A 12,447-nucleotide genomic window follows, 5' to 3' on the forward strand; every position below is an offset into this window, starting at 1 on the left:
ACTCAGCCTTCGCTTTTCTGGTTGGAGACGGCAACGAGCCGGTCGAGCGCGAGCGCCGCATTGCCGCTTTCCAGCGATTGCGCGGCGATCGCCATCGCGTCGGAAAGCGTCTCGCCCTTCCCGGCAATCATCAGCGCAGCGGCCGCATTGCAGAGCGCAATGTCGCGATAGGCGTTGCGCTCGCCGGAAAGCACCTTGCGGAGCGCCGCGGCGTTCACCTTGCCGTCACCGCCGCGAAGCGCGTCGAGCATCACCGCCTCGACGCCGAAATCCTTCGGCGTCAGCGAATACTCGCGAATCTTGCCATCGGAAAGCTCGGCGATCCGGGTCGTACCCGTCGTTGTGATTTCGTCGAGACCCTCGCCGTGCACGACCCATACGGTCTCGGACCCGAGATCGCGCAGCACCTCGGCAAGCGGCACCAGCCATTGCGGCGCGAACACGCCGAGCAACTGACTCTTTACGCCGGCCGGGTTCGAAAGCGGGCCGAGAAGATTGAAGATCGTCCGCGTGCCAAGTTCGACCCGCGACGGGCCGACATGGCGCATGGCCGCATGATGCTTCTGCGCGAACATGAAGCCGATGCCGGCTTCCTCGAGGCAGGCCTCGATGATCTCCGGACCGGTATCCAGTTCCACGCCGAGTTCCGACAGGCTGTCGGCCGTGCCCGAACGCGAACTCAGCGCCCGGTTGCCATGCTTTGCCACCGTCACTCCGGCACCGGCCGTCACGATGGCCGCGAGCGTCGAGATATTGTAGGTACCCGCGCCGTCGCCGCCCGTGCCAACGATATCGATCGCGTGGTCCGGCGCCCTGACCGGCAGCATCTTCGCGCGCATCGTCGTGACGGCGCCGACGATCTCGTCGACCGTCTCGCCCTTGACCCTGAGCGCCATCAGGAAGCCGCCGATCTGCGACGGGGTGGCCTCGCCCGACATCAGGATATCGAAGGCCTGGCGGGATTCCTCGCTCGAAAGCGACTGGCCGTCGGCGACCTTGGCGATGAAGGGTTTCAGTTCGGACATGGCTTTTCTCGCTTATCGCAGGTTCACCGCCTGCTGTGCGAGCGTCTGGTTGATCGAGACGCCGTACTCGCTCTGCAGCTTGTTGATCATTTCATCGAGGATATCGTCTCCGGCCGAAGACGCAATGGCGGTGATGACCTGGTTGTCGCCGCTGGTTTCCAGCGTATCGGAGGGATTGACCACGGTTGCCACCGACAGCACGATCTGCTCGGTCCCGCCATCGCGCGGGGCGGTGGCCACGGTCCCGAGCGGACCGCTGAAGGCCGCCGCGATGGCCTCGGGGCCAAGGTCGCTGTTCTGCGAATTGCGCGTGATCGACGGGCTCTGCTGCACGTCAATGGCCAGATCGTCGGCCACCTGCTGCAGGCTTTCGCCGTTCTCCACGCGCTGTTTCATCTCGTCGGCCCTGGCCGCAAGCGCGTCGCGCTGCTGTTCGGCCGCCCAGTCGGTCTCGACCTGGCTGCGGACCTCATCGAAGGTACGATCGCGCGGCGGAGTGATATCTTCGACCTCGTACCAGACAACGCCGCCGTCATCGAGGTTCAGCGGCAGGTTCTCAAGCCCTGTATCGCTTTCGAAGGCCGCGCCGACAAGCTCGGTGCCCAGCGGAATGTCTTCGATCGGGTTGCCGTTCGGATCACGACCGTTGGCGTCGATGGCATCGATCGTAACCGCTTCGAGACCGAGGCTCTGTGCGGCCTCGGCCATGCTGGCGCCGCCGGCGCGCTGGTCCTCGTACTGGTTCTCGACGTTGAGGATGTCGTCGGCGGCCTGCTGTTCGGCAAGCTCCGTGCGGATCTGGTCCTCGACATCGGCAAGCGGCGTCGTGCTTTCCGGCTCGATATCCGTAACGCGTATGATGACCGGACCGAAATTGCCCTGCACGACGCCGCTCACGCCGCCTGCCTCGGGAATGGCAAAGGCTGCCTCGTCGATCGCCTGGTCGGGGAACTGGCCCTTCTCGTAGATGCCGAGCGTCACGTCGGCCGGCGTGCGACCGGCTTCGGAGACAAGCTGGTCGAAAGTCTTTGTGCCGTCCTCAAGCGCCTGGGCCGCCTGTTCGGCGGCAGCCTGATCGGCGAAGGTCATCTGCTGGATCCGGCGTTCTTCGGGCGTCGTGTAATTGGCGATCCGAGCCTCGTAATCGGCCCTGACGGCGGCATCGGAGACCGCGTCGGGATCGGCGATGTCGGAAGGGCGGAGCGCGACATAGGAGATCTTGCGATATTCGGGCGCGCGGTAGGCGGCCTGGCGCTGTTCGAACCAGGGCTGAAGAACCTCGTCGCCCGGCGACTTGATCGGCGCGACAAAGGCGTTGTTGAGAACGATATAGTCGACCACGCGGCTCTGGGACCGGTATTCGCGGATGGCATCCACGAGCGTTTTCGGCGGCACGAAACCGTCGGCCATGCCGTCGACGATCTGGGAACGCACGGCGACCTTGCTGCGCTCGGCCACATAGTCATCCTCGTTTAGGCCGACATTGCGCAGGAGCGCGCTGAAGCGCTGGCGGTCGAATCGCCCGTCGGCGTTCTGGAAGGCGGGATCCTGGGCGATGATCTCGGCCAGCCGGTCTTCGGAGAGGCCGAGATTCATATCGTCGGCAAGTTGGTCGAGGGCAGCCCCCGCAACGAGCTGGGCATAGACCTGCTGGTCGACGCCGATCATGCGGGCTTCCTCGCCGGTCAGCCGGCGGCCGAACTGGTTGCTCAGGCTGTTCATCTGGCGTTGGTAGGCAAGGCGGTATTCATTGGCCGAGACGGTCTTGTCGCCGACCTGAACCACCACATCCGAATTGCCAGAAAACAGCGCGCTTGAGGCGCCCCAGACGCCGAACGAAATGATCAGCAGGATCAGCAGGAGTTTCGCGACCCAGGTCTGGGCGCCTTTGCGCATTGTTTCAAGCATTCTCGAGCGGTCCCTGTTTTCCGGTCATAAGGGTTTGTGACGCTTCTTAGACGAAGATTGAGCGGAATTGAAGCCATAGCTGCATGCGCGGTTAAATCAGGGAGCCCAAGCGAATTAACCAAGCGCTAACCATAAACATTAAGCATGACGGCCAATTCTCCCCTCGCAAGAAGTTCTTAATTTACTGCAGTCCAGAATTGCAGGCATGCGAGACCGGCCGTCGGACAGGCCGGCGACAAGAGGTTCGAGCGTTTCTGTGCTGGAGGTGTCATGCGTAATGTGAGTTTGCGGCTGAAGGCGGCCCGTTCGGTCTTCCTGAGTTCGTCCGCCCTGTTCCTCCTCTGGGGCGCAGCCGGCCATGCCGCCGATTTCCAGTGGACCGGAGCCGAATCGACCGACTGGTACACAGCCAACAACTGGCTCGAGAACGGCGCGGCCACGACCAACACGCCCAAGACCGGTGACAACGTTACCATCAACACCACGGCCAATGCGCCGGTTCTGCCGACCGATCGCGGCACGGAATATATCAGCACTTTCGTCATCGGCGACACGGCGACCGGGCGGGTGACGTCGAATGCCACGATCAACGGCGAGCGGACGCGTCTCGGCGCATCGGCCGGCGGCAACGGCACGCTGACGCTCGGCGCGGGCGGCCAGGTGCAGATGGACAATTCGATCATCGTCGGCGATGCCGGTACGGGCCGGGTCAGCATGTCCGACGGCGCGACCGGCCAGACGGCCTCGATCATTCTCGGCAATGCGGATGGCAGTTCGGGCACCGTCACGCTTTCCGGCAGCGGCACGAGCCTCAGGACCTACGGCACGGGCGCCAACGGGCTTTCGGTGGCAAACAGTGGTAGCGGCAATCTCAGCGTCTCCGACGGCGCCTTCATCGAATCGGACCAGGCGATCGTCGGCCGCAATGCGGGCGGCGCGGGCAGTGTTACCCTGTCGGGCGCCGGTACGCAGTGGAACGGCTATGGCGCGACCACCATCGGCAGCAGCGGCAAGGGCACCGTCATGGTGCAGAGCGGCGCGCATGCAATCAGCGGCTCGCTTTCGATCGGCGAGAACACGTCCTCCACCGGCAATGAAGCGACGGTGACCGGCAGCGGTTCGCTGTGGAACGTCTATAATGACATTTCACTTGGCGGCAATGTGAACACCGGCGGCACGGGCGGCGAAGGCACGCTTTCGGTCCTTGACGGCGCGACCATGACCGCGAGCAATGCCTATATCGGCAATGTTTCGAGTGGCGAGGGTACGGTTTATGTCGACGGCGCCGGCTCGCAATTGCAGCTTTCCGCCTCGCTCAGGGTCGGGCGCAATGGCGATGGCCGCCTGGCGGTTTCGAATGGCGGCTCCGTCACGGCGGATTTCGCGCTGGTCGGCGCGAATGCGAACAGCACCGGCATACTTTACGTCACCGATGCCGGCAGCGAGATGACGCTCACCAATCGCATGACCGTCGGTGCGACGGGCGAGGGGCTGCTCGGGTTGGAAAACGGAGGAACGCTGAACTCGAACGGCGGCATTATCGGGCGCGATGCCGGCAGCATCGGCATAGTCGGCGTGACTGGCGGTGCCACATGGAACAACACATCGAACCTTGAGGTCGGTTCCGAGGGGGCTGGCCTTCTGGTGATTGCTGACGGCGGCATCGTCAACAACCGTACGGTTGAAATCGGGACGACGGCGACCGGCGAGGGTCTTGTCACCCTGGGCGGCGTGGGTACATCCTGGAACGTGGATGGCGGCATCACAGTCGGCGTGGAAGGCAATGGCGGAATTCTTGTCACCGATGGCAGCATCGTGACCAGTACCGAGAGCACAATTGCTTCGGGGGCGGATTCGATCGGTCTCGTTGCCGTAGACGGCGCCGGTTCTTCGTGGACGATCGACGGCGACCTCACGGTCGGCGAGAACGGAACCGGCGTCCTGCAGCTTTCCGACGGGGGCACGCTGACGGCCGACAAACTTGTGTTGGCCGCAAATGCCGGTTCGACCGGAAGCCTTGTCATCGGCTCCCTGCCGGATGTCGCGCCGCAAGGCCCAGGCACGCTCGACGTCAACGAAGTCTCCTTCGGCGACGGGCAGGGCTATCTGGTCTTCAACCACACGTCTTCCGACTATGAGTTCTCGCGCGTGATCAGCGGCACGGTCGATATCGGCGCCTTTGCCGGAACCACCATTCTGACGGCCGACAACACCAATAAGGGCAATACCTATATCGACACCGGCGCTGAAATCCAGGTCGGCAATGGCGGCACGACCGGCACGCTGCAGGGCAATGCGGCAATCGAAACCGGCGGCAAGCTGAGCTTTGCCCGTTCCGACGACATCGAATTTGCCGGTCTTCTGCGTGGTACCGGCACGGTCTCGCAGAAAGGGCCGGGCACGCTGCGGCTGACGGCCGACAATGACCAGTTCGCAGGCACGCTCGAGGCGGAAAGCGGCACCTTCCTGGTGGACGGTTCGCTTCGCGGCACGAAAGCGGACATCAAGGCTGGCGCTGCCTTTGGCGGTTCGGGCGAGATCGGTTCGACCACGGTGCGCACCGGCGGCACCTTCCTTTCCGGCGACGAGAAGGGATCGATCACCGTCAATGGCGACCTCGACTTCGAGCCTGACGCGACCTATGCGGCGGTCATCCAGACCAGCCAGGTTCCGGCCAAGGTCTCCGGCACGGTTGCCTTCGATGAAACCGAGCTCGATGTCGACTTTGTCGACGGCGGCGAGTTGAAGCAACAATACACGCTGGTGGAGGCCGGCGCGATCACCGGCACCTATGAGGCGCCGCTTGCCTCGCTGCCCTCGCAGTTCCGCGGAACGATCTCGCAGGATGCGAACAGGCTCAACATGTCTCTCGCCTATGTCGGCGGCAATTTCAATTTCTCCGCCCTCGGCAGGGGCGTCAACGATCAGCTGGTCAAGGCCTTCAACGACGGCGTGCCGCTGACGGGAACCTTGTCTGCCGGCATGCTGCAATCGGGCAGCGCCTACGAGGCGGCGATGACGACCCTTGGCGGCGAACTGGGCATCAACGCAACGATGACGGCCAATCTCGGCATGCAGGATTTCCTGCGCCGCTCGTCCAACCCAAGCCGGTTGTTCACCGGATGGCGGCCGATCGAGGTAAAGAAAGACGACGCTCTGCCGTCGGCGAATGAAACATCGGCGCTCGCCTACTGGAACCTCGGCACGCCGTCGAGCCGCCAGCCGCAATGGGACTGGGCCTCGGCCGGTCGCGGCGCGACCTATGGCGGTTCCTCCGGAGGCTCCTATGGCGCGCCCTACGCTCCATATCGCTCCCTGACGCCGGCCAATTCGATCTGGCTGGAGTATAACGGCGAGACGGCGAGCGTCGACGGCGACTCAGGCGCCGGCAATTCGGGCGCCGACATTACGGGCAATATCGTCGAGGGCGGCTATCTGGCCCAGCTCGATGATACGACCGCCATCGGCCTCGTCTTCGGCGGCGGCCAGACGCGCTACGACCAGACCGAACAGAACGGCTCGGCCGACAGCCAGTCTCTCCATGCCGCCGTCACAGCCGCCGGCCAGACCGCGCAGGGGCTATACGGCCTGGCAACCGTCGGTCTCGGCGTCGACAGTATCGACACCGAGCGCACCGTTGCCTTCGGAACGACGAGCGACCGGCTGCGCGGCAGTTATTCCGCGACCACGTTCGGCGGTCGCTTCGAGGCGGGGGGCCGCATCGTCAACGGCGGCATGGCCTTCATACCGTTTGCAGCGGCAAGCGCGGTCTACACCAGCGCGCCGTCCTATCAGGAGGAGGTTGCCGCCGGGCTTGGCAGTTCGGCGCTTGCCTATTCCGATTCCAGCCTCTTCCGCGGCACGGTGGAGGCCGGCCTCGGCTTTGATACCGCGGCGGGAGACTACGCACAGCGCTTCTCGTTCAATTCGCGCGTCTCCTATCTCTACCGCTATGGCGGCGGCGGCAATGCGAACGCCAGCTTCCTGGCCTTGCCCGGCTACGGTTTCTCGATCTCCAGCAATGCGCCGACGGGCAGCGCCGTCACGGCCAATGTCGGCGCGCGCATCCAGCTGACGCCGCAGGCCGATCTTTCGCTCGGCGCCTACGGCGAATGGGGCGCGGAATATTCGGCGCTGATCGCCTCGGCCAAGCTGCGCTATATCTGGTAGCGCCGCGCTGACGGGCCATTGCGGGCAGGTTTCGACAACTGCTTGAAGCCCGCCTGCTTTCGTGCCATCAAGGGTGCCATACAAGGGAGGAGCCTGATGTCCCTTTCGCACCGAGCCACGCGTCCGCTTGATCACCTCGTGCTGCCGGTCGTCGACCTCGCCACCGCGCGGCTTCGGCTGAGCGCGCTCGGCTTCAGCGTCGCGCCGGAGGCTCGTCACCCGTTCGGCACGGAAAACGCCTGCGTCTATTTCACCGACGGCACTTATCTCGAACCGCTCGGGATCGCCGATCTGCAGATCTACGGGAATCATGTTCGCGACGGCCTCGAATTCGTGGCGCGCGACCGCGCCTTCCGCTTCCGCGTCGGCGAGGATGGTCTTTCCGCAATCGTGTTCAAGAGCGATGATGCAACCGCAGACCATGAGGCCTTCATGGCGGAGGGCATCGCCGCCGGCGATCTCTTCCGCTTTTCCCGCGCATTCCAGCGCGAGGACGGCAGCGAGGCGGAAGCCGGTTTCCGGCTGGCCTTCGCGGCGGATCCGCGCGCGCCGGACCTCTTCTTTTTCACCTGCGAGCGGCTGTTGCCGCTGAACCCGCCGGAAGCGCTGATGGCGCACCAGAACGGCGTGACCGGCATCGCCGAAGTGCTGATCGGCGAGGACAACCCGATGGAATTCGAGCCCCTGCTGCAGCAGCTCGGCCATTGCCATGAAATGGAGATTCATCCACACGGCGTGACGGTGGAGGGGATCGGCGCCGATATCTCCATCTTTACCCATGCGCATCTGCGCGATCGTTTCGGGATTTCCCCGCCTGCCACAGGACGCGGTCTTGTCGGCAGGGCGATTGCCTTCGAGGCCGCCGATATCGGCAATACCGCCGATATTCTCGCGAAAAACGCGGTTCAGCACAAAGCGGCGGACGGAATGATCTGCGTTCCGCCTGCGCCCGGACAGGGCGTGACATTCATATTCAAGGAAGCATGACATGAACAATCGGACCGTTTCGGCCGGTGAGGGCGCGGCGAAGGTTGCCTTTTCCAACGACGGAAAACTGTCGCTGATTGCCGGGCCCTGCCAGATGGAAAGCCGCGACCACGCCTTCATGATGGCGGGGCGACTGGTCGAGATCTGCAGCGATGCCGGGATCGGCCTCGTCTATAAATCCTCCTTCGACAAGGCCAACCGCACCTCGCTCAATGCCGAGCGCGGCATGGGTCTGGAGAAATCGCTGGAAGTCTTTTCCGATCTGAAGGAGGAGTTCGGCTTCCCGGTGCTGACCGACATTCACACCGAAGCGCAGTGCGCAGAGGTGGCGGACGTCGTCGATGTGCTGCAGATCCCCGCCTTCCTCTGCCGACAAACCGACCTTCTGATCGCGGCCGCGAAGACCGGCCGGGTCATCAATGTCAAGAAGGGTCAGTTCCTGGCGCCCTGGGACATGAAGAACGTGCTCGCCAAGATCGTCGACAGCGGCAATGACAACGTGCTCCTGTGCGAGCGCGGCGTCTCCTTCGGCTACAACACGCTGGTCTCCGACATGCGCTCCCTGCCGATCATGGCCGAAACCGGCGCGCCGGTGATCTTCGATGCCACCCATTCGGTGCAGCAGCCGGGCGGGCAGGGCGGATCGACCGGTGGCCAGCGCGAATTCGTTGAAACGCTGGCGCGCGCGGCCGTTGCAACGGGCGTTGCCGGTGTGTTCATCGAGACCCATCAGGACCCGGACAACGCACCATCCGACGGGCCGAACATGGTTCCGCTCGATCAGATGCCGCGGCTTCTTGAAAAACTTCTCGCTTTTGACGCAATCACGAAGGAAAGATAGTCTCGGCTGAGGCGAGCGTCCGCATTTTCATGGCGTCCGCCCGGAAAATTTTTCATTCGTCATAGTTCTGGCGAATGAACTGCTTTATGCAGTTTTGCTGCAATGCTCAGGTGACCCAAGACGCCGGACGCATTAAGGAAAATCCCAGCGCCTCTGCGCACCCGTTACAAATTCGAACAGCAAGGTCGACAGGTAGACAGACATGACGACAATCACCGACATTCTCGCCCGTGAAATCCTCGACAGCCGTGGCAATCCCACGGTCGAGGTGGATGTGTATCTGGAAGACGGCACCATCGGGCGCGCCGCCGTGCCCTCGGGCGCATCGACCGGCGCGCATGAAGCCGTTGAGCTGCGTGACGGCGGCGAGCGCTATCTGGGCAAGGGCGTCGAGAAGGCCGTCAATGCCGTCAATACGGAAATCCTCGAAGCCATCGTCGGCCTTGATGTCGAGAACCAGATGGAAATCGACCAGACGATGATCGAGCTCGACGGCACGTCGAACAAGGGCCGCCTCGGCGCCAACGCCATCCTCGGCGTCTCGCTCGCCTCGGCGAAGGCCGGCGCGACTGCCTGCGGCCTGCCGCTCTACCGCTATGTCGGCGGCACCTTCGCGCATCTCCTGCCGGTTCCGATGATGAACATCATCAATGGCGGCGAACATGCCGACAACCCGATCGACTTCCAGGAATTCATGATCATGCCCGTCGGCGCCGATACGCTGCGCGACGCCGTGCGCATGGGCTCGGAGATCTTCCACACGCTGAAGAAGGAACTCTCCGCCGGCGGCTTCAACACCGCGATCGGCGACGAGGGCGGTTTCGCTCCGGCGCTTCCCAGCACCATCTCCGCGCTCGATTTCATCATGAAGTCGATCGAAAAGGCCGGCTACAAGCCGGGCGATGACGTCAATCTCGCCATGGATGCTGCCTCCACCGAGTTCTACAAGGACGGCAAGTACGAGATGGAAGGCGAGGGCAAGACCTTCTCCTCCGGCGAAATGGCCGCCTATCTCGCCGACCTCATCGGCAAGTACCCGATCTTCTCGATCGAGGACGGCCTGGCCGAGGACGACTGGGACGGCTGGAAGGAACTGACGTCGATGATCGGCGGCAAATGCCAGCTCGTCGGCGACGACCTGTTCGTCACCAACACCAAGCGCTTGAAGGACGGCATCAAGATGGGCGTCGGCAATTCGCTGCTCGTCAAGGTCAACCAGATCGGCTCGCTGACGGAAACGCTCGACGCCGTCGAGACAGCCCACAAGGCCGGCTACACCTCGGTCATGTCGCACCGTTCGGGCGAGACCGAGGACGCCACGATCGCCGACCTCGCCGTTGCCACCAATTGCGGTCAGATCAAGACCGGCTCGCTCTCGCGCTCCGACCGTCTGGCGAAATACAACCAGCTGATCCGCATCGAGGAAGAACTCGGCGCCCAGGCCGTCTTCGCCGGCAAGTCGATCCTCAAGGCCTGATCGGCCCAAAGGTTTCCTGTTTGATTTGAGATGCCCGTGGCCTGTGCCGCGGGCATTTTTCTTTGCAGGGATTTGCGGCAGCCTCCGAGCGAAGAAGCTGCCTTTCTATTCGTGCCGCAGCGCCTCGATCGGGTTCATGCGGGCGGCGCGGCGGGCGGGGAAAAAGCCGAAAATGATGCCGATCAGCGCCGAGAAGACAAAGGCGCCGAGGATCATCCAGGGCGCGATGACGAAGGGTACTGCCAGATACTGAACCACGGCATAGGCGACGCCGAGCCCGATCAGGACGCCGAGGACCCCGCCGAGAAGCGACAGCACGACAGCCTCGACCATGAACTGCAGCAGCACCTGCCGTTCAAGCGCGCCGACGGTCAGTCGCAGTCCGATCTCGCGTGTGCGCTCCGTCACCGACACGAGCATGATGTTCATGATGCCGATGCCGCCGACAAGCAGGCTCACCGCCGCAACGGCGGTCAGCATGCCGGTGAGATGGCTTTTCGTGCCGGTCACCGCATTGGCGATCTCGGTCATGTCGTTGACCTCGAAATCATTGGCCCGTCCGGGCTGGATATTGCGGCGCTGGCGGAGGAGGGCGGTGACATCGGCTTCCAGCTCCTCGGTCGAAACGCCGTCGCGCGCGGCCAGCAGAATGCTCTCGATATAGCTGTCACCGCCCACGCGCCTCTGGAAGGCGCTGATCGGCATCAGCACGATGTCGTCCTGGTCGCGGCCCATGCTGCTCTCGCCCTTTTCCCCGAGCGTGCCGATCACAGCGCAGGAGACATTGCCGACGCGCACATTGCTGCCGACGGGGTCATTCTCGCCAAACAGCTCGCGCCGCACGGTCGCGCCGAGAATGCAGGCCGTGTCGCCGCCGCCGGAAGCCGCCGCGCGGGAGAAATCGCTTCCGGTCTCGATCGACCAGTCCTGGGCGGCGAGAAAATCGTCATTGGTGCCGATCACCGTCGTCCTGCGGTTCTTGCCCTCGGCAACGACCGTCACTGTCGAGATATTCTGCGGCGCGACGGCGCGCAGATCCGGCACCTGGTTGCGCAGCGCGGCGATATCGCGCTCGCTGAAGCCCTTCGCCGCCTCTGCCGGCGCGCCGGGCGCCCGTTGGCCGGGCCTGACGAACAGGATATCGGTTCCAAGGCGGGCGATCTCGCTGCGCACCTGTTCGGCCGTGCCGTTGCCGATCGTGACCATGGCGATCACGGCCGAAACGCCGATGACGACGCCAAGGACGGTCAGGAAGGAGCGCAGCAGGTTGCGGCGGACGGCGCGCAGGGCAAGCTTGATCATCTCAAGAAACATGGCCGTTCTCCTGTCTGTCGCCGCGTCCCGGCCGGTAGGCGCGCTCGAGCGTTCCATCGAGAAACTGCATGCGCCGGCTGGCATAGCGCGCCACGTTCTCCTCATGCGTCACCATGACGACGGTGATACCGATCTCTGTGTTGAGGCCGGTGATCAGCTCCATGATCTCGTTGCTGGTGCGGGTATCGAGGCTGCCGGTCGGTTCGTCGGCGAGCAGGACGGCGGGTTCGGTGATCAGCGCGCGGGCGATCGCCACGCGCTGCTGCTGGCCGCCGGAAAGCTCCTGCGTGCGCTGGTCGAGACGATCGGCGAGGCCGACCTGCGACAGTGCGAACTCGGCGCGTTCGCGCCGCTCCCGGCGATTGACGCCGCGATAGAGCAGGGGCAGTTCCACATTCTCGAGCGCCGAGGAGCGCGGCAGAAGATTGTAGCGCTGGAAGACGAAGGCCAGGAGGTGGCGGCGCAGCAGGGTCAGCTTCGTCGTCTTCAGCTCGGTCGTGTCGACCCCCTGAAAGAAGAACTGGCCGCTGGTTGGCCGGTCGAGCCAGCCGAGGATGTTCATCGCCGTCGATTTTCCGGACCCGGAAGGTCCCATGATAGACACGAACTCGCCGGCCTCGATCGCGAAATCGACGCCGTTGAGGGCGACGATCTCGGCCTCGCCTGTGCCATAGGTCTTGTAGACATTGCGGAATTCGATGAGCGGCGCCGTCGTCATGATCCTA

General features: G+C 63.8%; 8 protein-coding genes. 4 read left to right on the forward strand and 4 right to left on the reverse strand.

Going from position 1 to position 12,447, the window contains the following annotated elements; genetic code table 11:
• Positions 1–2 precede the first annotated feature (2 nt).
• A complete protein-coding gene (gene trpD, locus AZF01_RS09685; RefSeq protein ID WP_024707869.1) occupies positions 3–1,025 on the reverse strand; it encodes an anthranilate phosphoribosyltransferase in 1,023 nt (340 codons plus the stop codon).
• A 12-nt stretch (positions 1,026–1,037) separates the two neighbouring features.
• Positions 1,038–2,933 (reverse strand): SurA N-terminal domain-containing protein, encoded by a 1,896-nt coding sequence (locus tag AZF01_RS09690; protein WP_024707868.1) that lies wholly within the window; start codon positions 2,931–2,933, stop codon positions 1,038–1,040.
• A gap of 270 nt (positions 2,934–3,203) precedes the next feature.
• Between AZF01_RS09690 and AZF01_RS09695 the strand changes: the two genes are divergently transcribed.
• From AZF01_RS09695 to eno, 4 genes are all read left to right on the forward strand, one after another.
• Positions 3,204–7,103 (forward strand): autotransporter domain-containing protein, encoded by a 3,900-nt coding sequence (locus AZF01_RS09695; protein WP_081725763.1) that lies wholly within the window; start codon positions 3,204–3,206, stop codon positions 7,101–7,103.
• A 96-nt stretch (positions 7,104–7,199) separates the two neighbouring features.
• Positions 7,200–8,090, forward strand: coding sequence for a VOC family protein (locus AZF01_RS09700; protein WP_061449667.1), 891 nt, complete (start codon positions 7,200–7,202; stop codon positions 8,088–8,090).
• A gap of 1 nt (position 8,091) precedes the next feature.
• Complete coding sequence (gene kdsA / locus AZF01_RS09705) at positions 8,092–8,931, forward strand: 3-deoxy-8-phosphooctulonate synthase (RefSeq protein ID WP_024707865.1); 840 nt, start codon at positions 8,092–8,094, stop codon at positions 8,929–8,931.
• 202 nt (positions 8,932–9,133) lie between these two features.
• Positions 9,134–10,408 (forward strand): phosphopyruvate hydratase, encoded by a 1,275-nt coding sequence (gene eno / locus AZF01_RS09710; protein ID WP_024707864.1) that lies wholly within the window; start codon positions 9,134–9,136, stop codon positions 10,406–10,408.
• A gap of 105 nt (positions 10,409–10,513) precedes the next feature.
• Here the strand turns inward: eno and AZF01_RS09715 are convergent, their stop codons facing one another.
• Together AZF01_RS09715 and AZF01_RS09720 are read right to left on the reverse strand one after the other, a co-directional pair.
• Complete coding sequence (locus AZF01_RS09715) at positions 10,514–11,722, reverse strand: ABC transporter permease (protein WP_024707863.1); 1,209 nt, start codon at positions 11,720–11,722, stop codon at positions 10,514–10,516.
• Positions 11,712–12,440 carry an ABC transporter ATP-binding protein gene (locus tag AZF01_RS09720; RefSeq protein ID WP_024707862.1) on the reverse strand — a complete coding sequence of 243 codons (729 nt, stop codon included), beginning with the start codon at positions 12,438–12,440 and terminating at the stop codon, positions 11,712–11,714. The genes AZF01_RS09715 and AZF01_RS09720 overlap by 11 nt, the downstream gene beginning before the upstream one ends.
• Positions 12,441–12,447: the final 7 nt, after the last annotated feature.

The organism is Martelella sp. AD-3 (genome assembly GCF_001578105.1).
Taxonomy (GTDB): domain Bacteria; phylum Pseudomonadota; class Alphaproteobacteria; order Rhizobiales; family Rhizobiaceae; genus Martelella.